The organism is Shouchella phoenicis, assembly GCF_047238345.1.
Lineage (GTDB): Bacteria > Bacillota > Bacilli > Bacillales > Bacillaceae_D > Shouchella.
Window position 1 is genome coordinate 1,023,563 of record NZ_JBDFMQ010000001.1, and the last position, 22,662, is coordinate 1,046,224.

A 22,662-nucleotide genomic window follows, 5' to 3' on the forward strand; every position below is an offset into this window, starting at 1 on the left:
CCTCCTCATGATCATGATGCACACAAAGCGAGGCGAAGACACGGTTTTAGACTGGATCATGTATTCGCCTCACGTGTGTGCGGTTTATTTTTTTGGTAACGTATCAAAAATGTCTCCAGATTCTAGTAAGGCTACAAATTCATCGAGCCAGTCATAATAACCATTTGCATGACTTAACTTTGTTAAATCAACACTAATTTTATCGGCTAGATGTGGCGCATCTTCTTGCATCGCAAACAATTCTTCTTTCATCTCATCACTTGCTTTTCGATTTCGTTCGATTGCTGTACGCCATTGCTTTGTAAAGATGGCGATAAATGAACTGTACCAATCATCTTCGGATGAATACAGGTCTTTTCTTACTCCCTTCTGCCATACTTTCCGTGCCATATTGGCTTCCGTTAACTGACGGATACTAGTGCTCATACTCGTTTTGCTCATCCCTAATTGCTCACTCATTTGGTCAAGTGTTAATGGTTCTTCTTCAAATAATAATGCCCCGTAAAGGCGCCCAGTGGATTCATTCATTCCATATAAATGAAGATTGGTCGATAGTTCGTGAATGAATGTCTCCCGTACTTTCTGGAGTCGTTCCATATCAGAAGGTGAATCATAGTTGGTAGTCTCCATAATATTCCTCCAAATCTTTAATAAATAAAGTGTAACAAAATCCCAAATAAGTGGACACTGAGAGAAATACGAGCAATCATTAGGATTAGGGAGCATTTTGGAGGAAACATATCGTTAAATTTGTTTAATAAAAACTGTACAAACAATATAAACGGAGAGAATGATATATCCTGTTTGATTGATTTTTCGTTTATAAGGTATAGTTACATAGTCACAAAGACACAGGAATTGTCGAAAATAAGCAGGAAATGTATAAAGAGGTGGAAGACTTGTCGAAAATCAAGGTTGAAGGCTTAACTAAAGTGTTTGGCAAAAAACCTAAACGAGCCTTAGATATGTTGAAAGAGGGTAAGAAGAAGCCCGAGATCTTAGAGAAGACGGGGTTAACCGTTGGTGTTGATCGTGCAAATTTTGAAGTTCAAGATGGCGAAATATTCGTAATTATGGGGCTTTCAGGTAGTGGAAAATCAACACTCGTCCGTTTATTAAATCGTTTAATCAACCCTACTGCTGGAAGTGTAATGGTTGATGGTGAAGATTTAGCAAAAATGGATCAGAAAGATTTGCGTGAAGTGCGTCGTAAGAAAATGAGTATGGTGTTTCAGAAGTTTGGATTATTCCCAAACCGTACCATTTTAAATAATGTTGAGTATGGCCTTGAAATTCAAGGAATCCCACGTGAGAAAAGAAGAGAAACGGCTCAAACATCATTAGAACTTGTTGGTTTAAAAGGATATGAAACAAGTTATCCTGATCAACTATCTGGTGGCATGCAGCAGCGTGTTGGTTTAGCGCGAGCGCTTGCTAATGATCCTGATATTCTTTTAATGGATGAAGCGTTCTCGGCACTTGATCCACTTATTCGTAAAGATATGCAAGATGAATTGCTTGATTTACAGGAAAAAATGAATCGTACGATTATTTTTATTACGCATGATTTGGATGAGGCGCTGAGAATCGGAGATCGAATTATGATTATGAAAGACGGTTCGGTCGTTCAGATTGGAACACCAGAAGAAATTTTGACGCAGCCAGAAAACGAATATGTTGAACGATTCGTTGAAGACGTTGATCGCTCAAAAGTCTTTACAGCTGAAAATGTAATGATTCGTCCAGAAACCATTAATTTAGAAAAAGATGGTCCGCGAGTAGCATTACAGCGCATGAAGGATGCAGGAATTTCAAGTATTTATGTCACGAAACGAAATCGTGAGCTTGTAGGAATTATTCACGCTACAGATGTTTCTGAGCTTATTAAGCAAAATATAAACAGTGTAGAATCCATTATTATTGAAGATGTACCAAGTGTAGAAAAAGATACGCCTTTAAATGAGTTAATGGACCGATTAGCAGTCAGTTCGGTACCGCTAGTCGTTAAAAAAGAGAATAAGTTACAAGGAATTATTGTTCGTAGCGCAGTCTTAGGTGCGTTATCAGGAAGTGAGGTTGATTTTAATGGATTTTCTACCCCGTCTGGAAGTAGGTGAGTGGGTCGAAACCTTTTCTGAATGGTTGAAGAATGCTGAATGGTTCTTTGATGCCATTGTGTTTATGATTGGCTCTTTAATTGATGGTATTTATTGGGTTATTTCATTGCCACCCAGCTGGCTGTTTATTATTCTAGTAGCAGTAGGCACGTATATGTTAAATCGTGGTAAATGGGGTTTAGTTGCCTTTGTTGCGATAGGTTTAGTCTTTATTGATAGTTTGAATTTCTGGAACGGTATGCTTGATACATTATCAATCGTCCTTGCAGCTGGAATTATTTCCGTCATTTTTGGTGTACCACTTGGCATTTGGATGGCAAAAAAAGATGGCGTCGAGGCATTCTTCAAGCCTGTTCTTGACTTCATGCAGACGATGCCTGCGTTCGTTTATTTAATCCCAGCCGTGACATTTTTTGGTGTCGGTATGGTTCCTGGTGTTGTTGCATCTGTAATCTTTGCAATGCCGCCAACGGTTCGAATGACCAATTTAGGAATACGTCAAGTATCAACAGAACTGATTGAGGCGTCAGAAGCATTTGGTTCAACCGGTTCACAGAAATTATTTAAAGTGCAATTACCTTTAGCTAAAGGAACCATGATGGCTGGTATTAACCAAACCGTTATGCTTGCCCTGTCAATGGTCGTTATTGCCGCAATGATCGGTGCATCTGGTATTGGTCGTGATGTGTATCGAGCAGTTGGGCAAAATGATATTGGTGCAGGTTTTGAATCAGGAATAGCGATCGTTATCCTTGCAATTATCCTTGATCGTTTAACACAAAGTTTCAACAAAAAGCAAGAAGCGTAACGCATAGAAATAAGGGGGATATCCCCCCTTTAAAAATAAACAAAGAAAACATATAGGAGGTCAATTACGTATGAATTGGAAACATATTGGTACAACGTCAGGTTTAGCCCTTGTGGTAACACTAGCGGCATGTGGAAATGGTGATGATAACGGGGGGAGTACTGGATCTGTAGAAGATGAAGCAGATATGATGTCTCAAGAAGATATTGCAGAAAACCTATCGGTTATAACAGGGATTGAACCTGGTGCAGGCGTTATGGATGCAACAAGAGAAGCGATTGACGTGTATAACATTGATCTTGAACTAGACGAACTAAGTAGTGCATTTATGACACAAGAATTAGCAACAAGAATAGAAAACCATGAACCAGTGGTTGTGACTGGCTGGTCGCCACACTGGAAGTTTGAATCATTTGACCTGAAATATTTAGATGATCCAGAAAATGTTTATGGTGACGGCGATAATATTCACACAATTGCACGTCTTGGGTTAGAAGATGATATGCCAGAAGCGTATCAAATTATGGATAACTTTTTCTGGACACCTGAAGATATGGAAACCGTTATGTTAGACATTGAAGAAGGAACAGATGAACAAGAAGCAGCAAGAAACTGGATTAACGATAACCAAGACACCGTTGATGAGTGGACAGCGGGTGTTGAGGAAGTGGATGGTCAGCAAATTGATCTAGCCCTTGTTAACTGGGATACCGAAGTTGCATCAACAAACGTCATTGCTGCGGTTCTTGAAGATATGGGCTTTGAGCCAGAGTTATTTGAAGTAGAAGCTCCATATATGTGGCAATCACTAGCGGATGGATCAACTGACGCAAGTGTTGCAGCTTGGTTGCCATTGACGCATGTAAACTTTATGGATCAGTTCGAGGATGACCTTGAAGATCTTGGACCAAATCTTGAAGGTGCTGTGATTGGTTTAGTTGTGCCTGAATATATGGATATTGATTCAATTGATCAATTACCGACAGCAGAATAAGCGTAAAAAGTGGTTGAAGGCATGTATGCGTTCAACCGCTTTTTTTTGTCGAAAATTTTCTTTATTATAATATATAACAGTTATTGTTAAAGATTATCTGTTATAGTACAATTGGATGAACGATTGAAAGAAAGGTGTTGAAAGGATGGCTTATAAACAAATTGGAAACCTTCAAGTCGCAACTACACTCCATGAATTTATTGAACAAGAGGTATTAGAAGGGATTAACGTAAAATCGGCTTTGTTTTGGAACGGATTTGAACAAATTATTCATGATCTTGCCCCTGTCAATCAACAGTTACTCGAGGAGCGAGAGTGGTTTCAAGAGGAGATTAATAAGTGGCATCAGACTCACTCATTTAAAAAAGAAGATTACCAGCAGTTTTTAATAAAAATTGGTTATTTGCAGCCGGAGCCAGAGCCTTTCACGGTTACCACGAGTGGGATTGATGATGAAATTTCTACACAGGCGGGCCCGCAGTTAGTTGTTCCAATAAATAATAGCAGATTCGCCATAAACGCAGCCAATGCGAGGTGGGGAAGCTTATATGATGCACTTTATGGAAGCGATGTCATTAAGGTCGAAGCAACGAAGGTAGATGGGTATGATGAAGGTAGAGGAAATGAAGTCATTCGGTATGCCAAACAATTTCTAGATGAAACGATCCCTTTAGCAAAAGGTTCCCATCAGAACGTGGACGAATATAAAGTTGTTAATAAGAAACTTATAGCAACAGTAAAGGATGGAGCAGAAACTGGTTTAGCAAATGAAAGATTTTTTATTGGTTTTCAAGGAGATGAACAAGCACCAACAGCCATCTTATTTGAGCATCACAACATGCGAATTGTTTTGCAAATTGACCGTTCACATGCAATAGGAAGGATTGATCGTGCTGGTATTAAAGACATTGTACTCGAATCGGCTCTCACAACCATTATGGACTGCGAAGATTCTGTTACAGCAGTCGATGCAGAAGATAAAGTAGATGTCTATCGAAACTGGTTCCAACTTATGACTGGCAAAAGTATTGCCTCGTTTATGAAAAATGGTCAGAAGACGCAGCGTTCATTAAATGAAGACGATTATTACCGTTCACCAACAGGAGCTCCACTACTTGTTAAAGGTCGCTCGTTAATGTTAATTCGAAATGTTGGCCATCTAATGAAAACAGATGCGATTAAAGATGCATTCGGTCGTTCTATACCAGAAGGAATAATGGATGGCGTGATCACAGCGCTTATTGCGATGCATGATTTAGTAGGGCATTCATCAATCCAAAATTCATCAAAGCAAACCATATATATCGTAAAACCAAAAATGCATGGTGCGAAAGAAGTTGCTTTTGCACATACACTGTTTAACAAAATTGAAGACTTACTTGGGTTAGAACGTTACACAATAAAAATTGGTGTGATGGATGAAGAACGTCGTACTACTTTAAATTTATCGGCTTGTATTTATGAAGTAAAAGAGCGCATCTTTTTTATTAATACAGGTTTCTTAGACCGTACAGGAGATGAAATCCATACGTCAATGGAAGCAGGTCCTGTTGTTCGAAAGCATGAAATGAAGGAAACGAAGTGGATTCAGTCTTATGAAAAAGCAAATGTTCAAACTGGCTTAAATGCGCAATTTCAAGGAAGAGCACAAATTGGCAAAGGCATGTGGGCAATGCCTGATGAAATGGCTGCATTAGTTAAAGAAAAAGGAAACCAGCTCAAGGCAGGAGCTTCTACGGCCTGGGTTCCATCACCAACAGCAGCGACACTTCATGCATTACACTATCATCAAATCAATGTAATTGATACGCAAACGCAGTTAAACGTCAGTTATGTTGATTACCGGAATGATTTATTAGAGATTCCCCTTGCCAGTCGTCCATATGAACAGGAAGAAATTGAAGAAGAGCTCGATAATAATATTCAAAGTATCTTAGGATACGTGGTTAGGTGGATTGATCAAGGGATTGGTTGTTCAAAAGTCCCAGATATTCATCATATGGCGCTAATGGAAGATCGAGCAACACTTCGAATTTCAAGTCAGTTATTAGCTAATTGGCTGTATCATGGCGTTTGTACGAAGGAACAACTCGAACAATCATTTAAAAAAATGGCCAGGATTGTGGATAAACAAAATGAGCACGATTCTCTTTATCAATCGTTATTAAGGGATGAATCGGTCGCATTCCAAGCAGCAAAAGAGCTCGTTTATTCAGGGAAAATTCAACCTTCTGGCTACACAGAACCAATCTTGCATAGTCGTCGACAAGAAGCGAAACAGATAACATTAAAAGCGTAGAACGGAAGAGGGCGATTGCATAAAGATCGCCCTTTTTTGATGCAACAAAAAGGGAAACTATGAGTATTTTAAAAAGGCTACTAATTCACCGAATTAGTAGCCTTTTCTTTGTTCTCTATTATGTTGTGATAGGAACCCGAGACTCCTGTTGTAAAAGCGAGGGGGGGTTCTCTTATAACAGATTATCATTGTTCGTCTTTTAAAAAGAACCTTGGGTTGTGTTCCGGTCTCTTTGCTAAAAACTTATTCTTCTGTTTTGCTTAAGCAGTAGTCGCATTGAGTAAAGCTTGGTTCTTTCATTGAAATCTTCTTTCCACAATCCGTACAAACCGTTGTTGTTTCCTGCACGTTGACCACTCCTTTCTTAATTAGTCAAAATTCCAGTTTACGAGAATTGTTCAGTCTCAGTGGAGCCGCTCATTGCTCTGGTAGAAGAGGTCCCTCCTGAAATAACGGAAACCACTTCATCAAAATAACCTGTACCGACTTCGCGTTGATGCCTTGTCGCAGTGTACCCTTTTTGTTCGTTTGAAAATTCTTGTTGCTGAAGTTCTGAGTAAGCCCCCATTCCTCGAGTCGAGTAACCGTTTGCAAGTTCGAACATGCTGTTATTTAAAGCATGGAAGCCAGCTAGCGTAACAAACTGGAACTTATAGCCCATTTCACCCAGGCGTTCTTGGAATGTTTCAATTTCGTCGTCCGATAATTTTGCTTTCCAGTTAAATGACGGAGAGCAGTTATAAGCAAGTAGTTTTCCAGGGAATTTCTCATGAATGGCATCAGCAAACGCTTGTGCCTCGTCTAAATTAGGTTCGGATGTTTCACACCAAATTAAATCGGCGTAAGGGGCATAAGCAAGTCCTCGAGCAATGGCTTGATCTAAGCCAGCATTTGTACGAAAAAATCCTTCTTCTGTCCGGTTTTGACTAGCGATAAAGTGATGGTCGTATGGATCAATGTCGCTCGTAAGCAAGTCGGCTGCATTCGCATCTGTACGAGCGATAATGAGTGTTGGAACACCTAAAACATCAGCAGCTAGTCGAGCGGCAATTAAGTTTTGTACGGCAGTACGTGTAGGGATAAGTACCTTTCCACCTAAATGGCCACATTTCTTTTCAGATGCAAGTTGATCTTCAAAGTGAACACCAGCAGCACCTGCTTCTATCATTGACTTTGTTAATTCGTATACATTTAAACGTCCACCAAAACCTGCTTCTCCATCTGCAACAATTGGAGCGAACCAGTGTGTAGACGAGTCTCCCTCAGCAAATTCAATCTGATCAGCACGTTGAAGAGCTTGATTAATATTTTTTACAATTTTAGGAACACTATTAGCAGGGTATAAGCTTTGATCAGGATACATCTGCCCTGATAAATTAGCGTCTGCAGCTACTTGCCAGCCACTGAGGTAGATGGCTTTTAAACCAGCCTTTACTTGTTGAACCGCTTGGTTTCCTGTTAGTGCTCCAAGGGCGCGAACAAATGGGTCAGTATGAATAAGATCCCACAAGCGTTCAGCTCCTTTTTCAGCAAACGTATAGTTGATTGCCATAGATCCTCTTAAACCGATTACATCTGCCGCGGAATAACCTCGGGTAACGCCTTCCCATCTTGTTTCTGTTTCCCATTGTTGTTGTAATTGTTCAGCTGCTTTTACACGATTCATTTTCATCTCTCCTCTAACTGTTATATAACAATTAATTTATTTAATAACTATACTATTACAGAGGGTGAGAGAACGTCAATGCTTTTTTGAAAAAGTCTTACAATTATTTTCGACAAATTGGCTTTTGAGTAAATAGACGGTATAACAAACTGTTTATATGCAGAAAATAATGGATGAGACTGAAGAAAAAGCAGAGGGAAGATATTATGTTTATTTTCATTGTATTGTTTCTAATCGTTCCAACAATTTTCATGTTATTAGCAAGACAATCTTTTTTTATTGAAAAAATATTTTCACTTGTTGCCGTGATAAGTTTGTTTACTTTCGGGTCAATAACCATGTCGGCTGTATACCAAATTTTAGATAACCAAACAGTGTTTATGACCTCGATCCATGCCGTGTTTCTTGAACCATTTTTTTTGGTATCAGGTGGCTATTTGTTATTCTTTTTGGCGTATCGTCTGTTGGATGATTTATTTCAATGGTAGTAAAGTTTTTGAGGCGCATATTTGTGGATTAGTTCAATTTCATAATTGCTTATGAAAGAAGAGAGTCGAACAAATGTTATTTGGTGTAAGACATTGGTGCGAAAATGGCTGAGGCCTTGCCCATGGAAAAGAAGACACCGTGAGCACGCAGCGCAAACGGATGTCGCGCTTGTGCTGTGATGAAAATGTTAGGCAATTGAGGAAAATGTCCGTTTTTTAAAAGACACAACAATCGTGGTTTGCTGCATGTTGTTACGCTTTTAAAATAGGTACAAGAAGATATTTTTCCGAGTATTTTTATTTGTATTATTACATTTTCTTTGGTACAGTAAAGTCATGATGGATTGATGACATGTGGCTGTTGATGCGTTTGTTTTTGTTTTTTCTCTAAGCATAATTCAAGCCATTTAATCGTACCGAAGAAAACAAGGATATATTGAATAATTGTTAATTGTTTGATGGGTTTTGCCGATAATAAATAAAACACAACTGTTAAAACAAATGACAGGATAACAAAAGGGTTATCTATGCGTTTAATCATGGTGATCCCTCCAAAAAAAAGTTGTGATGAAATGTCACAATTCAACATCATTCTCACCCTGATCTATGATAAGATGGGTGAAAGATTGAACAGATGAAATGAGTGATAAAATGACGACTGAGCGAATACAGCGATGGACCAAGACGAGACTAAGGGAACATTTAAGTGTTATTCGAGGAGAACGCCCGCCTACCTTAGTTCTCAAACATGCCACTTACTTGAATTTTGCAAGAAGAAAATGGGTTGAAGCCAATATATGGATAGCAGATGATCAAATCGTCTACGTTGGTCAAGATTTACCTGAGATGTTAGGAGATGCTGAAGTGGTTGACTGTACCGGACAATTTATTGTTCCAGGTTACATTGAACATCACGCTCATCCATTTCAATTATATAATCCCCATAGTTTAGCTCAATATGCATCTGAACGAGGTACAACAACGTTGATCAATGACAATCTAGTTTATTTTTTAAACTTAGAAAAAAAGAAAGCGCTTTCTTTGATAGAAAAGCTTGAAGAATTGCCGACGACGATGTATTGGTGGACGAGATACGATTCGCAATCAGAATTATTAAAGGATGAGATGTTCTCTAATTCCAAAATTAAATCTTGGCTTGAGCATCATCTTGTCGTTCAAGGTGGGGAATTAACATCTTGGCCGAAAGTGTTACAAGGTGACGATACAATCTTGCACTGGATGCAAGAAACGACACGACTTCGTAAGCCAATTGAAGGGCATATGCCGGGTGCATCGGAGAAGACGTTATCTCAGATGGCGTTGTTAGGTGTTACTTGCGACCACGAAGCGATAACAGGTGAAGAAGTCATTCGTAGGTTGGACGTAGGATATACGGCTTCTTTGCGTCATTCTTCCATTCGACCAGATTTGCCGCGATTATTTGAGGAGTTAAAAGAACTAGGTGTAGACTATTTCGGCCGCTGCTTGATGACAACGGACGGCTCGCCACCATCTTTTTATGAAGAAGGCATTATGAATACATGTATTCAAATTGCCATTGATGCAGGGATTAACCCAATCGATGCTTATGGTATGGCAACGTACTATGTAGCTCGTTATTACAATGTTGATCATAAGCTAGGTATGATTGGGCCTGGTCGAATTGCTCATTTGAATTTCTTATCAGCGAAAGATGCTCCTACGCCAGTAAGTGTTCTTGCCAAAGGACAGTGGGTTCGACGCGATGGAAAGGACATTAGGCAGGAACAAACGTTTAATTGGTCTGATTACGGAATAAATCCAATCGAATTTAATTGGGAATTGTCTGAGGATGAGCTTCATTTTTCCATGCCAATGGGGATTGAAATGACGAATGCGGTGATTCTAAAACCTTATCAAACCATGCTTGAAACGTCTGCAACGGATTTATCAACAGACCACGACGAATCGTTTTTTGCAATGATTGATAAAAAAGGAAAATGGCTCGTTACCACAACTCTTAAAGGGTTTGCAACTTCTGTGATGGGCTTAGCCAGTTCCTATTCATACACAGGGGACGTCATATTAATCGGAAAATCATTAAAGGCAATGGTGCAAGCGTTTAATGAGTTAAAGAAGCAAGGTGGCGGATTAATTCTCATTGAAGATGAAGAAGTGATTGACCGCATCGAGCTACCACTGCTCGGGATGATGTCTGATGAACCGATGGAAGTCATTATGGAGCAGGAACGCAGTTTTACGAAGAAGTTAAGAGATCGAGGTTATCAGCACGAGGATCCTATGTATAGTTTGCAATTCTTTTCGTCTACTCACCTTCCTTATATTCGTGTTACGCAAAAAGGGATCTATGATGTTCGCAAGAAAAGAATTTTATTTCCAGCAATAATGAGGTAAAATAAAATTACTTTGGTGCTTTACCACTTTAAAAAATAAGCGCATCATAAGAGAAGCACTTAACTCGAAAGGTGTGACATGTGTTGCAAATAAATAAATTAAGAGGGAAAGAATTGGATCAGCTGTTCCAAGCGATCCTTTCCTTAAAAGATGTTGAAGAAGCCTATGAATTCTTTGATGATTTATGCACGATTAACGAGATTCAGTCTCTTGCTCAGCGCCTTGAAGTTGCTCGAATGTTACGTGATGGCTATACGTATCATAAGATTGAAACCGAGACAGGTGCAAGTACAGCAACGATTTCTCGTGTGAAGCGTTGTTTGAATTACGGCAATGATGGCTATCGGATGACGCTAGACCGCATTGATGCACAAGAGCTTGAAAAAACACAAGATGCATAAGGAAAGATGAAAGGCTCGTGGAAATTTTCTGCGAGCTTTTTTAACGTTTATCATGAAACTGGGGAGGGAGTAAGGTAAACTTTACATGAATATTCTTGCTAATAAGATTTTCGGAAAAGAATGGTACTAGCGGGCAAGATTCGCTACAATAAACGTTAAAAACAAAAGGAGCCCGTTTATGACCGAGCGAACATCAATAAAGAAACAGCTGCGAGCAGCTAGCGGTGAAGAATCATGCGACCTTTTACTAACAAACGCAACGATTATAGATGTTTATACATGTTCCACGTACAAAAGTACGATTGCGATAACTGATGGAATAATTGTGGGTATTGGTGATTACAAAGAGGGAGACCAAACGATTGACTTAGAAGGGAAATGGATTTGCCCTGGCTTGGTCGATGGGCACGTACATATTGAATCTGCGATGGTTCGTCCAGAGGATTTAGCACAAGTTCTCCTTCCTAGAGGAGTAACGACAATTGTTGCAGATCCACATGAAATTGCAAACGTTGGTGGGGCTGATGCGGTTCGCTATATGATTGAAGCTGCGAAAGACATCCCGCTGGATATTAAAATGATGGCACCCTCAAGCGTTCCAGCAGCTTCATTTGAAGAAAATGGTGCTTCTCTTACAAGCAAGGACATAGAAGCTCTTTTTCAAGAAGGCGAGATGCATGGTTTAGGTGAAGTCATGGATTTTCCTGCGGTAGTCTCTGGTGATGATGACATGCTTGAAAAGATCGAGCTAGCGAAAAAGTACGGACAAACCATTGACGGTCACGGTTCAGGCTTGGAAGAAAAAGCGCTTAATGCCTATAGAGTGGTAGGAATTGAGAATGATCATGAAGCCATTAAAGCGGAAGAAGCATTAGAAAGGGTAAGGAAAGGTTTTTACGTTTTAATGCGAGAAGGCACGGCAACAAGAGATATGGAAGCGATTCTTCCAGTTGTAACTTCTCACAACAGCAGGCGGTTTGCCTTTGCTACAGACGATAAGCATTTAGATGACTTAGTAGAAGAGGGAAGTATTGATTTTCACATTCGCAAAGCCATTAGGCTTGGTATTGATCCTTTACAAGCGATTCAACTGGGTAGCTTAAACGCTGCAGAATGTTTTCAGCTTCATACTAAAGGAGCCATCGCGCCTGGAAAAGAAGCAACCTTTTTAATTTTGAGCGATCTGGACACATTTAAAGTCGAGGATGTATTTGTGAAAGGAAAAAAAGTAGCGGAACAAGGAAGGTTGCTTTCATCATTTCGTGCTTATGTTGATGTGCCGTCTCGTCTTCTAGAAAGTGTCCACATAAAGCCTTTTACAAAAGAGGATTTAAAGCTACCGTTAAAGAACAGCCAAAGCGCGACAATAATTGAAGCTTCTTTGACGTCAATTGTAACGAAGAAAGGAACAGAGGCGGTTGAAACAGAAGATGGGTGCTTTAAGCCAAGCAGCAATCATTTAAAGCTTGTTGTAATGGAGCGTCATCATAAAAAAGGTCATATTGGTGTCGGGATATGTAAAGGAATTCCGATTAAACGAGGTGCAATTGTGTCAACAGTGGCACACGATTCGCACAATATTATCGCATGTGGTACAGATGATGAAAGCATTGAGTACGCGATTAAGCATATTGCTGAGTGTGGTGGTGGAATGGCCGTTGTCGATGGCCCTAACGTATTGGCGACGCTCCCCCTAACGATTGGCGGCTTAATGTCTGTACACTCGATCGATCAAGTGAAACGTCAATTAAATCAACTACAAAACGCACTAAAAGAACTTGGTTATGACGAACATGTGGATCCGTTTTTAACCCTCGCTTTTCTAGCGCTACCAGTGATCCCTTCTATTAAATTAACGTCAAAAGGACTATTTGATGTTGAAGCATTTTCATTTATCGAGCAGTAAAAAAGAGAGCTGTGGCAAAATCTATCAAAGGATTTTACCACAGCTTTTTGCTTTACGGGTTCCTGTAAGTAGCACGACATTCGCAAGTCGCTCTGACTTTGCAGGTGGCATACTCTTTGTGCCTCGCTTCACGAGTCTAACTCTTAAAAATAATTAGTACAGGTGCTCGAACGTGTATCTCACTTTTGTAGCTTTTACTTCGGTATTAGCTGAAGATGGTCGCTTATAGGTTGATACTGTTCTGGTTGAAGAGAGGTAATGTGATAGTCACCATTGACCCAAGCCTCTCGCTGGCTATGGTAAGTGTCGCTAAAAACATGACCCGATTGTCCTGGCCCCACAAGGTGATGCGTATTTTTAAGGTCGGATAAATCCATCACGCCACGCCAACCAGCGCCATTTGTGACGATTCCCGTTTCTGTTTGATAACTGGCGGCTTTTACAGTAATACGACTTCCGTCAGCAGGCAATGGAGAGCCATTAAACAAATAGTTCAACGGTGTAATCGCTGCAAGAGGATGATTGAAAACAACTTGGTGAAACGCCCCCCATTTCCAATCGTTGGGATTTTCTCCTTGTAACTCGGTTGCCCGAGCAACCGCTTGTTGAAAACTAGTAGAAACGAGTACTTCAAAGCCACCTGCTTTTTCAATCCAAGGACCGGTTTTCCCCTCATCTGCATCCCGCAGCATCTCATCAACAATATTGGCTCTCCCTTCAAACAAGTCATAAATTTCTTTAGGAAGTGCTTCTTTAAACAGTTGTGATGAGATCTCATCCATCCATAAATGAAACAATAATGGACCAGGTTCATCCCGCAAGTCCTCGTATTGCCAGTCTTGTAGCATCGTCAGTGCTTGTTCTTCAATATCCGACTGTTCACGATCACGTAGTGCACGTGTAAGAATCGGCACAAACTCTTCTGCCTGTAAATTGACCACGTCCATTTGTAAGTTCATCATGTCTTCGGCAGTGTGATCCGATGCTGCATAGAGAACATCGATGATGCGCTGATGACGATAAGGTTGTGCCCAAGTGTGTGTAATATGGTAAGGGTATTCATCATCAACGATTTGATTATTCGCAGTTGAAATGATCCCTGAATCTGGATTTATAATTGTAGGTAGCTCATCCCAAGGAATGTAGCCTTCCCATTGATAAGCTGGATCCCAACCAGGGACAGGAAGCAGAGCGTCATCCTCTTCTGGGCGAATGGGAATTAATCCATTAGCGCGATATGCAATCGTGCCATCTTGGCTTGCAAACACAAAATTTTGCGCTGGTGCTTGAAAAGACGTTAACGCTTCAGAAAAGGAATCCCAGTCATCTGCGCGGTTAAAGTCTAGCACAGCTTGGAGCTCTGTTGTGGCTTCATGAGCTGTCCAGCGCATAGAAAGGGCATATTCAGCTTGTTCATCAAAGGACGCATATTCTGATAAAAGAGGACCGTTTCTCGTTAGCGTAATCTCATGTTCATAAGGCTCTTGGTCTGCAACAAGAATTTCTTCTGTAAGCACTTCAGCTTCGTACCACTCATCATCGTATAAAAAGGTTGATGGATCTTCAGGGTGACGCTGCTCAAAATAAAGCTGTTGAACATCAGGCCCTACGTTTGTTACGCCCCAAGCAATTTCTTCATTTGATCCTAAAATGATCCCGGGAACCCCTGCAAAAATGACCCCTGTTACGTTGACAGTAGGGGAAGTTAAATGGGTTTCATACCATATACTTGGTGTAGCTAGCCCGAGATGAGGATCATCAGCAAGCAATGGTTCACCTGATGCTGTCCGCTCTCCTGAAAGAACCCAGTTATTGCTACCGGCGAAGGGATGTGGCAAATAGTCAGCAGTCTTTGAGAAAGCGCTTTTAATATCGACTGGAATGTTTTGAGCTAATTCTAAAATAACGGGACCATCTTCTGGATAAACAGGCATTAAATCAAGAGCTTCTTCTTCTGTAACGTGTTGAGCAAGCCAGTGACGAAACGCTTGGCCCTGCCAATTTCCATTTAAATCATAGGCCATGTATTTTCCAATCGTCAATGAATCTAAAGGCTCCCATGGTGTTGGTTCATAGCCGGCAAGCCGAAATTCAATCGGCAGCTCTCCATTTTCAATGGCTTGTGCCATAAAGGCATTAACACCTTCCGCATACGCTTCTAAGTATCCGTACGTTTCTTCGTCATAAGCGGCTTCGGATGCTTCAGCGGCACGACGTAATCCAAATGTTCGAAAAAAACGATCTTGGTCCAGCATGCCTTCACCAATTACTTCAGCTAGTTGACCTGAAGCTTGTCGCCGACTTAAGTCCATTTGAAATAAACGATCCTGGGCTGTCACAAACCCTTGTGCAAAATAAAGATCTACATCATTTTCTGCTTCAATATGAGGAACACCTTGCTCATCTCGGTAAACGGACACTTCATCAGCTAACCCTTCAACCTCTAACTCCCCACGAACTTGTGGCATTGGCTTTTGAATTTGTAGGTAAGCCCAAATGCCAATACTTATTATTAAAAGGATGAAGATGCCGAATGAAATAAAAAGAATTTTTTTCCACGGAACACGTTTTTTCTGTTTTAATTTAGCTGTTTCCATATAATCCTCCCCTTCAAAAAGAAAACGCTTTCGAATTTAGTATTCGAAAAGGATAAACATTCTCCTGCAAATCAATTGCGTTTTTTATACACTCATGCATACTAAAGATACGATATGCTTGAAAAGGAAGGGATACGCATGATTATTATTGAAAATGACCATCTTCAAGTAGAACTAACGAATATTGGTGCAGAGGTTCAAAAAGTGACTGATACACATACAGGGAAAAATAAGATGTGGAGTGGGGATCCAGAATACTGGGGAAGGATTTCACCAGTATTATTTCCGATTGTTGGCGCTTTAAAGGGAGGAACGTATCGATATGAAAACCACACGTATACACTTCCCCGACATGGATTTCTTAGAGATCAAATGTTTGTGACCAACCATTTAGAAAAATCAAAGGTTCGCTTTCATTTTGAATCTTCCGGTCAGTTTAAAGATGTGTATCCATTCGAATTTACGATCTATGTGAACTATGAAATAGTTGAGCGAACGTTACATGTGACATGGGAAGTACAAAATAATACAGACGGATCCATGTATTTTTCCATCGGTGGACATCGTGGCTTCGCTCTACCTATGATAGAAGGAAGAAAAACGGCTGATCACGTCATTAAGTTCCAGTCAAACCAGCAGCTAAAGCAATATCAGTTAGTGGACAATCTGTTAGAAGAAGTGAAGGACCAAGCGATTTCCTCAACTTTTTCGCTTTCGCCTGAACGGTTTAAACAGGATGCCCTTGTATATAAACATGTTGATAAAGTCTCAGTTATTATTGATCAGTCGACTATGATAGAACTAGATGTACAAGATGCGCCATACGTTGGGGTTTGGTCTCCTTATAAAGAAGGTGAGGACGAGCTAGCTTTTATCTGTATTGAACCTTGGTACGGGTTAGCAGATACAACCGATGCGAGCGGTTCATTAGAAGAGAAAAAAGGAATTCAAAAACTTGCTGTAGGTGAACATTTTACAGGCGGTTACACAATAAAGTTCTGAAAATTGTAACAGGTATTGCGAGGATTGGAGCTTCTCTTATTGAATAGTATAGAGACGAGAGGAGCTGGTTGGATGATTTACTACGAAATTGAGTGCATCACGTGTAAACAGCTTTACAAAGCGGCAGAAGGAACTGCTTTATACAGATGGTATAAGGAACACCCGAATGAGAGAACAATGTGTCCCGATTGTTCACAAAAAATCGAAAAAGAAGCACAGAAACAGTTTCTAGGATGAAGAGATTTTGTAGCGGGTTAGGTCAAGGTGCAACAGTGTTGACTTTGACCTAATCCATTTTTTATTCGCTTTGTTTAGTCAATTCATTCGCTTTTCCAGCTTTCATAACCATTCCTGCTAACGGTTTAGGGAACCATTCTTGAATGGTTTGGGCTAATCCAATTAATGAATCAAGCTCAACGCCAGTTTTAATGCCCATTTCTTCAAACATATGAACCATATCTTCCGTACAGACGTTTCCGACAGCAAGTGGCGCGTAAGGGCATCCACCTAAGCCAGCGATAGAAGCATCAAAATGCCGTACGCCGGACTCATAACCGGCTAACGTGTTGGCTAATGCTAGTCCTCTTGTATTATGAAAGTGAAGGCCGAGTTCCAAATCTTTGCCAAACTCAGTAAATAATGCAGAGACCCGCTCTTTTACTAGAGATGGGTGAGCCATTCCAGTTGTGTCTCCTAAAACAATTTTTGATGCCCCAGCTTGTAAAAAAGCATCAACCATCCTCATGACCTCTAATTCTGAAACGGATCCACTAAATGGACAACCAAACGAAGTTGCTAAGATTGCTGAAACAGGTTTAATCGATTGTGCTTCTCGTACACTAGGAAGTAAGTCGGCTAATCCATCTTGAACAGAGCGTTTTGCGTTTTTTAAGTTAAAAGCGTCACTAACCGCCATTGATAGGTGTAAATGCGTAATCGATGTCTGCATGGCGCGATCAACACCTCGACGATTAAGCGCGAGGCCAGCTACCTCAATTGTAGTTGGACGCTTCCAGTGGATTAAAATATCTTCAGCGTCGGCCATGGCGGGAACAAGTTTTGGATGCACGAAAGAAACCGCTTCCAATTTTGTCAATCCAGCTTCAACAAAACCTTCTAACATCTGAATCTTCTGCTCTGTTGAAATGTCTGTTTTTTCGTTTTGCAACCCGTCTCGTGCACCAACTTCGACAATATGTATCAAAGCAATCAGCTCCTTATTCATTTTTAAGTGACGCTACAGACGGAAAACACCCGCCTGCAGCGAAACCTTGTGTAAATACTTACGCTTGCAAAGATAAGTAGCGAAAAAAAGTAACAGCTGCTATAAGCGCAACACCTATTAAATAAATAATCGCTAAACGACGTTCTCGCGCATCAGCTGTTTTTAACGTGTGCAGAATGAGTAAAGCCGCGAGCACCATATTTAAGACAGACACGATAAAGAAAGGGAAGATGCTTTGGTACAAATTCTGAGAAGCAATCCCTACGAGGTTAACGAGAGCGACAACGATAAATAACCACATATAAACCATAATAATTAAAGAAGGTCTTTCTTTCTTTTGTTTCTTAGTCATGAAAATTCTCCTTTGTTTCATATGTTTCAAATAATTTACTAAACGCCACTTTTCAAACCGGTCATACAATTAGTAAAACGTACACCTATTTCAAAAGCGATTCCGCTTTCGCGAAACCCTATTAAATAGAAAACAGATAAAGGATAACGCAAGACCTAGAGCGAAAATATAGTGAAAGCGAGTGCGAATACTTGGCTCTTACTTATGACTCAAGTGTAGCATATGCTCCCCCATTAATGCCTACTTTTATTACACAAATAAGTAGCGGGGCGGGGAAGAAGATGTTTAGTTATACACTAACTGAGTGTTGACTTGGTTTTCAATTTGATTTCTTTTAATGTTTGCACTTGAATGAATTTTATAATAAGTCGCAGTAGTCATTTTAACGAATGATAACAGCGATATTATTTGTAACATCCTTCTTATTAAATGGCGACGACTCCCGCGGGAACAGCACGCGTCCGAAGGCAATGGAGCGTTTTTTTGCGGAAATGGCTGAGGCCGTGCCCGGGGAAAGCGTTCGCCATTTTAAATAGATTTTACGTCATTTTCGCATCTAATTCGAATGATGAAATTGATTCACTTGAAGCCATTAGGAATCCTTACAAAATCTTAATCTTTTTTTAAAATGAACAACACGTTTGCCTCATATACTAAAAGTAGAAAAAGTAAGGGAGGGTTAAACAATGGAAGAAAAAATGCAAAATGAAACAGGCGAAAACTTAGTCGTTGGTGCATTATGGGCTTTGCTCATTAGTTTGCCAATATGGATGGGGGTTGCTTACTTCAGTTACAAGCTTTTTCTTTCGTTAGGATAATGGACGACTTTGCTACTTGGGAAAAATCTAACTTTATCATACCGTAAAGGGTAAACAAAAACGAGATTCCTTGTTTTTTGTTTACCCTTTTCTCATAATGTTGTATGATAATGATTATCAATAGTATTATGCAAGTGGAAAAGGAAAATGACTTTATGGGGAGACAATCAGCGGCAACAACTTTAGAGAAAGCAAAAGTACGATCAAAGCCAGTTTACGCTTTTTTAGTGCTAGGTATTGGTCTTGTTGTTCTAACTGCTGCACTGATTCTATCCGTTTCTTTTGGGGCTGCTCAAATCGAGATTGGGACAATTTGGTCAGCGATTACAGAGTTTGATCCAACGATAACAGAACACCAGATTATTCATGATATTCGAATCCCAAGAGCGCTAGGCGCTGCAATTGTTGGCAGTTTTTTAGCAGTCGCTGGTGCAATTATGCAGGGGATGACGCGAAACCCGCTAGGTGAACCGTCTATAATGGGGGTCATGGATGGAGCTGCCCTCGCCATTGCGATTACATTTGCTTTTAGCGCGAGTGTGTCTGGAACTGGATTAATGACAGCGGCTTTTATTGGAGCTGGTGTAGGAGCTTCCTTTGTTTTTTTAATTGGTTCCTTTGCAAGAGGCGGTTTAACTCCTGCAAAACTTGCTTTAGCTGGCGTTACAGTTGGCGCATTTTTAAGTGCGATCTCTTCAGGTATAGCGATCCATTTTAATGTGGCGCAAGATATTAGCTTTTGGTTCGCAGGTGGATTAGCTGGTATGTCATGGACGAACATTCAAATGATTCTTCCTGTGGCAGTAGGTGGTTTGTTATTAGCTTTTATCCTTTCGAGATCTGTTACCGTTTTAAGTCTAGGTGAAGACGTTGCCAAAGGATTAGGACAGCGCATACTTTTAATAAAAATTTTAGGCATTATCGTTGTGCTCTTGTTAACAGGGGCTGGTGTAGCGGTGGCAGGTGCGATCGGTTTTGTCGGCTTAGTGATTCCGCATATAACAAGAGGACTTGTTGGAGTCGACTATCGATATATTATCCCTTGCTCAGCAGTACTTGGCGCATTACTTTTAGTTTTAGCAGATTTAGCTGCTAGACTCGTAAATGCACCATTTGAAACGCCTGTAGGTGCAATGACAGCATTAATTGGTGTACCATTCTTCCTTTATCTCGCTCGACGTGATGGGAGGAAGCTATAATGAAATCAATTATGAAAAAACCTTCTTCTATAATGATTCTTTTACTAATTATCATTGGTTTTACGTTTTTAGCAAGTTTACAAACGGGAACGATTCAAATTCAACCTCTAGATGTGCTGCGAACGTTATTCGGGGCAGGGTCAGAGCGAGATGCGTTAGTATTATTTGAATTTCGTTTACCGCGTATGGTAATCGCTCTGCTTGTAGGAGCAGCGCTGGCTGTGTCAGGGGCGATTTTACAAAGTATCTCTCAAAATGAGCTGGCGGACCCTGGTATTCTAGGTATAAATACAGGAGCTGGATTAGCTGTCGTTGTATTTATTTATTTTTTCCAAGGTTCTTTAACTGGCGTAAGTCAATTATCGATTTTTATCATGCCTGTCTTTGCCTTTATCGGTGCGGCATTTGCAGCGTTTTTAATTTATCTATTTGCGTGGAAGAAAGGGGTTACGCCTGTTCGACTCATTTTAGTTGGGATTGCTGTTAACGCTGCCTTCAGTGCATTGTTAATCGTGGTTCAGCTTCGAATGGAGCCGAATGATTTTATGCAGGCAACGATTTGGTTAACAGGAAACATATGGGGAACAACGTGGGCTTACGTGTTAACAATTTTACCTTGGGTGCTTATTCTTGTTCCGCTCGCCTTGTATAAGGCACGAACGCTAAATGTCATGCAGATTGGTACGGAGTCTTCAATCTCTTTAGGCGTAGCAATGGAAAAAGAAAGACGCGTACTTCTCGTTCTTGCTGTAGCACTAGCTGCTATTTCGGTGGCAGTGGCTGGCGGTATTGCCTTTTTAGGGTTAGTTGCTCCGCATATTGCTCGAAGACTAGTTGGGCCGAAACATCAAGTGATGATTCCAACAGCAACGCTCGTCGGTGCATGTATTATGTTAGCAGCAGATATGGTTGGGCGAAATATATTCGCACCATCCGAAATTCCGGTTGGGATTGTCATTGCCATATTAGGTGCACCTTATTTCTTGTATTTATTAATGAGAACACCGTAGGAGGGAAAAGCTCTTGTCACGTTTATCAACAAAGCAGCTATCCATTGGTTACGAAAAAAGAGAGATTGTTCATGATTTACATCTTCATATACCAGATGGTCAAATTACAACCATTATTGGACCCAATGGATGCGGGAAGTCCACAATTCTGAAGACCATTGCACGGATCTTACAAGCTTCAAAAGGCGCAGTGTATTTAGATGGAAAATCAATTCACAAACAATCGACTAAGGAAATTGCAAAAAAGATGGCTGTTTTGCCTCAGTCTCCTGAAGCGCCAAGTGGGTTAACCGTTGAAGAATTGGTTGCCTATGGTCGATATCCACACCAAAAGGGATTTGGTCAGTTAACCGGTTATGATCGGGAAATTATCCAGTGGGCATTAGAACAAACGAATATGGCTGAATTTGCTGATCGATCCATTGACGCTCTTTCCGGAGGGCAACGTCAACGAGTATGGATTGCGATGGCATTAGCACAAGAAACGGATATTTTACTGCTAGATGAACCAACGACTTATTTGGATCTCGCCCATCAGCTAGAAGTGTTGCAAGTGCTCGAGCGCTTGAACCAAGAACAGAAGCGAACCATTGTGATGGTCATCCATGATTTAAACCATGCTGCACGTTTTGCTGATTATATGGTAAGTATTCGGTCAGGCAAAATTGTAAAAGAAGGTGCTCCTGAAGATGTGATGAATGCAGAAGTGTTACGCGACGTCTTTCAAATTGACGCGAGCATCGTAACGGATCCACGAACAGGAAAGCCGGTTTGCTTAACATACGATTTACTTCGACAGGAAGAGAGCGAACGAATTCCTGCATATGCATAAACACGTAAAGGCTCGTCGACCTGATAGACGAGCCTTTTTTTATTAATAACGTAATAGTTGTAAGAATGTTGTTGACAATGAGAATGATATTCGTTATCATTTAGAAAGAACGTGACACATACACGTCTAGTTATTAGACCCCTTTTGGACCCCTACACTGCCTATGTAGGGGTTTTTTGTTTCTGTACATGGACAATGGATAAGTTGGAAATCCTAAAAGTAGGTAAACAAAAAGGAGCCACTTATCTATGATTACAGAAGACGAACGATACATATTTGAACGGGAACTTGAGCAATTGGAAAAAGAAAAACAAAGTGCACAATTAAACGAAAAATATAAAACATTTATTAGTGAACAAATTGAACTTTTGCAAAGCGTGATCTACGGCGAACAAAAGGAATAATTGTGGATCATAATCGTATAAAGAGATGAATGGCTCTACTTATGCAACTGCAAAAAGGATAGAGCTTTTTTTTGTAATGATTTCCGTTAATTTCACGCAAAGGATACACGACATGTGTGGCGAACTTTGTTATAATAATTTGCAGAACGA

21 protein-coding genes are annotated in these 22,662 nt (G+C 40.4%); 15 read left to right on the top strand and 6 right to left on the bottom strand.

All coding sequences use genetic code 11. The annotated features are described in order from the left end of the window. Positions 1–84: 84 nt before the first annotated feature. Positions 85–630, bottom strand: a complete 546-nt coding sequence (locus tag ABC361_RS05615) for a GbsR/MarR family transcriptional regulator (protein WP_413073083.1) — start codon at positions 628–630, stop codon at positions 85–87. A gap of 269 nt (positions 631–899) precedes the next feature. Between ABC361_RS05615 and ABC361_RS05620 the strand changes: the two genes are divergently transcribed. The 4 genes from ABC361_RS05620 (at position 900) to ABC361_RS05635 (ending at position 6,218) form a co-directional block, all read left to right on the top strand. Then, a complete protein-coding gene (locus tag ABC361_RS05620) occupies positions 900–2,117 on the top strand; it encodes a quaternary amine ABC transporter ATP-binding protein (protein WP_413073084.1) in 1,218 nt (405 codons plus the stop codon). Continuing rightward, positions 2,086–2,925 carry an ABC transporter permease gene (locus ABC361_RS05625; RefSeq protein ID WP_413073085.1) on the top strand — a complete coding sequence of 280 codons (840 nt, stop codon included), beginning with the start codon at positions 2,086–2,088 and terminating at the stop codon, positions 2,923–2,925. Before ABC361_RS05620 ends, ABC361_RS05625 begins: the two co-directional genes overlap by 32 nt. A gap of 70 nt (positions 2,926–2,995) precedes the next feature. Beyond that, positions 2,996–3,919 carry a glycine betaine ABC transporter substrate-binding protein gene (locus ABC361_RS05630; protein WP_413073086.1) on the top strand — a complete coding sequence of 308 codons (924 nt, stop codon included), beginning with the start codon at positions 2,996–2,998 and terminating at the stop codon, positions 3,917–3,919. Between the two features lie 145 nt (positions 3,920–4,064). Continuing rightward, on the top strand, positions 4,065–6,218 hold the full coding sequence (locus tag ABC361_RS05635; RefSeq protein WP_413073087.1) for a malate synthase G: 2,154 nt from the start codon (positions 4,065–4,067) through the stop codon (positions 6,216–6,218). Positions 6,219–6,603: 385 nt separating this feature from the next. On the opposite strand, the gene aceA is transcribed toward ABC361_RS05635, so the two are convergent. Beyond that, entirely contained in the window at positions 6,604–7,884 is a 1,281-nt protein-coding gene (gene aceA / locus ABC361_RS05640) for an isocitrate lyase (protein WP_413073088.1), read from the bottom strand. A 206-nt stretch (positions 7,885–8,090) separates the two neighbouring features. On the opposite strand from aceA, the gene ABC361_RS05645 reads away from it, so the two are divergent. Then, positions 8,091–8,372: a transposase gene (locus ABC361_RS05645; protein ID WP_413073089.1), complete on the top strand. Its 282-nt coding sequence runs from the start codon at positions 8,091–8,093 to the stop codon at positions 8,370–8,372. A gap of 334 nt (positions 8,373–8,706) precedes the next feature. Here ABC361_RS05645 and ABC361_RS05650 read toward each other — a convergent pair whose 3' ends face one another. Continuing rightward, positions 8,707–8,913: a hypothetical protein gene (locus tag ABC361_RS05650; protein ID WP_413073090.1), complete on the bottom strand. Its 207-nt coding sequence runs from the start codon at positions 8,911–8,913 to the stop codon at positions 8,707–8,709. 110 nt (positions 8,914–9,023) lie between these two features. On the opposite strand from ABC361_RS05650, the gene ABC361_RS05655 reads away from it, so the two are divergent. From ABC361_RS05655 to ade, 3 genes are all read left to right on the top strand, one after another. Continuing rightward, entirely contained in the window at positions 9,024–10,766 is a 1,743-nt protein-coding gene (locus ABC361_RS05655; RefSeq protein ID WP_413073091.1) for an adenine deaminase C-terminal domain-containing protein, read from the top strand. Positions 10,767–10,849: 83 nt separating this feature from the next. Further along, complete coding sequence (locus ABC361_RS05660; protein WP_413073092.1) at positions 10,850–11,167, top strand: YerC/YecD family TrpR-related protein; 318 nt, start codon at positions 10,850–10,852, stop codon at positions 11,165–11,167. Between the two features lie 178 nt (positions 11,168–11,345). Further along, on the top strand, positions 11,346–13,073 hold the full coding sequence (gene ade, locus ABC361_RS05665) for an adenine deaminase (protein ID WP_413073093.1): 1,728 nt from the start codon (positions 11,346–11,348) through the stop codon (positions 13,071–13,073). Between the two features lie 194 nt (positions 13,074–13,267). Here ade and ABC361_RS05670 read toward each other — a convergent pair whose 3' ends face one another. Continuing rightward, positions 13,268–15,670, bottom strand: a complete 2,403-nt coding sequence (locus tag ABC361_RS05670) for a penicillin acylase family protein (protein ID WP_413073094.1) — start codon at positions 15,668–15,670, stop codon at positions 13,268–13,270. A gap of 138 nt (positions 15,671–15,808) precedes the next feature. Here ABC361_RS05670 and ABC361_RS05675 point away from each other — a divergent pair, with 138 nt between their 5' ends. Together ABC361_RS05675 and ABC361_RS05680 are read left to right on the top strand one after the other, a co-directional pair. Continuing rightward, positions 15,809–16,672, top strand: coding sequence for an aldose 1-epimerase family protein (locus ABC361_RS05675; RefSeq protein ID WP_413073095.1), 864 nt, complete (start codon positions 15,809–15,811; stop codon positions 16,670–16,672). A gap of 72 nt (positions 16,673–16,744) precedes the next feature. Further along, positions 16,745–16,909, top strand: coding sequence for a DUF2197 domain-containing protein (locus tag ABC361_RS05680; RefSeq protein WP_413073096.1), 165 nt, complete (start codon positions 16,745–16,747; stop codon positions 16,907–16,909). A gap of 61 nt (positions 16,910–16,970) precedes the next feature. Here ABC361_RS05680 and ABC361_RS05685 read toward each other — a convergent pair whose 3' ends face one another. After that, positions 16,971–17,876, bottom strand: coding sequence for a hydroxymethylglutaryl-CoA lyase (locus ABC361_RS05685; protein WP_413073097.1), 906 nt, complete (start codon positions 17,874–17,876; stop codon positions 16,971–16,973). Positions 17,877–17,955: 79 nt separating this feature from the next. After that, the gene (locus ABC361_RS05690) at positions 17,956–18,249 is read right to left on the bottom strand and encodes a hypothetical protein (protein WP_413073098.1); all 294 of its coding nucleotides are present in this window, start codon (positions 18,247–18,249) and stop codon (positions 17,956–17,958) included. A 686-nt stretch (positions 18,250–18,935) separates the two neighbouring features. Between ABC361_RS05690 and ABC361_RS05695 the strand changes: the two genes are divergently transcribed. The 5 genes from ABC361_RS05695 (at position 18,936) to ABC361_RS05715 (ending at position 22,512) form a co-directional block, all read left to right on the top strand. Further along, entirely contained in the window at positions 18,936–19,067 is a 132-nt protein-coding gene (locus tag ABC361_RS05695) for a hypothetical protein (protein ID WP_413073099.1), read from the top strand. Positions 19,068–19,195: 128 nt separating this feature from the next. Further along, complete coding sequence (locus ABC361_RS05700) at positions 19,196–20,266, top strand: FecCD family ABC transporter permease (protein ID WP_413075725.1); 1,071 nt, start codon at positions 19,196–19,198, stop codon at positions 20,264–20,266. Beyond that, entirely contained in the window at positions 20,266–21,276 is a 1,011-nt protein-coding gene (locus tag ABC361_RS05705; protein WP_413073100.1) for a FecCD family ABC transporter permease, read from the top strand. Before ABC361_RS05700 ends, ABC361_RS05705 begins: the two co-directional genes overlap by 1 nt. Positions 21,277–21,289: 13 nt before the next feature. Next, positions 21,290–22,108, top strand: coding sequence for an ABC transporter ATP-binding protein (locus tag ABC361_RS05710; protein ID WP_413073101.1), 819 nt, complete (start codon positions 21,290–21,292; stop codon positions 22,106–22,108). A gap of 248 nt (positions 22,109–22,356) precedes the next feature. After that, on the top strand, positions 22,357–22,512 hold the full coding sequence (locus tag ABC361_RS05715; protein ID WP_413073102.1) for a hypothetical protein: 156 nt from the start codon (positions 22,357–22,359) through the stop codon (positions 22,510–22,512). Positions 22,513–22,662: the final 150 nt, after the last annotated feature.

Bases quoted from the DNA above. Each gene is read 5' to 3' on its own strand.
- aceA (WP_413073088.1), bottom strand. From the start codon at position 7,884: ATGAATCGTGTAAAAGCAGCTGAACAATTACAACAACAATGGGAAACA.
- ABC361_RS05630 (WP_413073086.1), top strand. From the start codon at position 2,996: ATGAATTGGAAACATATTGGTACAACGTCAGGTTTAGCCCTTGTGGTA.
- ABC361_RS05675 (WP_413073095.1), top strand. From the start codon at position 15,809: ATGATTATTATTGAAAATGACCATCTTCAAGTAGAACTAACGAATATT.
- ABC361_RS05700 (WP_413075725.1), top strand. From the start codon at position 19,196: ATGCAAGTGGAAAAGGAAAATGACTTTATGGGGAGACAATCAGCGGCA.
- ABC361_RS05625 (WP_413073085.1), top strand. From the start codon at position 2,086: ATGGATTTTCTACCCCGTCTGGAAGTAGGTGAGTGGGTCGAAACCTTT.
- ABC361_RS05680 (WP_413073096.1), top strand. From the start codon at position 16,745: ATGATTTACTACGAAATTGAGTGCATCACGTGTAAACAGCTTTACAAA.
- ABC361_RS05615 (WP_413073083.1), bottom strand. From the start codon at position 630: ATGGAGACTACCAACTATGATTCACCTTCTGATATGGAACGACTCCAG.
- ABC361_RS05705 (WP_413073100.1), top strand. From the start codon at position 20,266: ATGAAATCAATTATGAAAAAACCTTCTTCTATAATGATTCTTTTACTA.
- ABC361_RS05645 (WP_413073089.1), top strand. From the start codon at position 8,091: ATGTTTATTTTCATTGTATTGTTTCTAATCGTTCCAACAATTTTCATG.
- ABC361_RS05695 (WP_413073099.1), top strand. From the start codon at position 18,936: ATGGAAGAAAAAATGCAAAATGAAACAGGCGAAAACTTAGTCGTTGGT.
- ABC361_RS05655 (WP_413073091.1), top strand. From the start codon at position 9,024: ATGACGACTGAGCGAATACAGCGATGGACCAAGACGAGACTAAGGGAA.
- ABC361_RS05690 (WP_413073098.1), bottom strand. From the start codon at position 18,249: ATGACTAAGAAACAAAAGAAAGAAAGACCTTCTTTAATTATTATGGTT.
- ABC361_RS05650 (WP_413073090.1), bottom strand. From the start codon at position 8,913: ATGATTAAACGCATAGATAACCCTTTTGTTATCCTGTCATTTGTTTTA.
- ABC361_RS05715 (WP_413073102.1), top strand. From the start codon at position 22,357: ATGATTACAGAAGACGAACGATACATATTTGAACGGGAACTTGAGCAA.
- ade (WP_413073093.1), top strand. From the start codon at position 11,346: ATGACCGAGCGAACATCAATAAAGAAACAGCTGCGAGCAGCTAGCGGT.
- ABC361_RS05635 (WP_413073087.1), top strand. From the start codon at position 4,065: ATGGCTTATAAACAAATTGGAAACCTTCAAGTCGCAACTACACTCCAT.
- ABC361_RS05670 (WP_413073094.1), bottom strand. From the start codon at position 15,670: ATGGAAACAGCTAAATTAAAACAGAAAAAACGTGTTCCGTGGAAAAAA.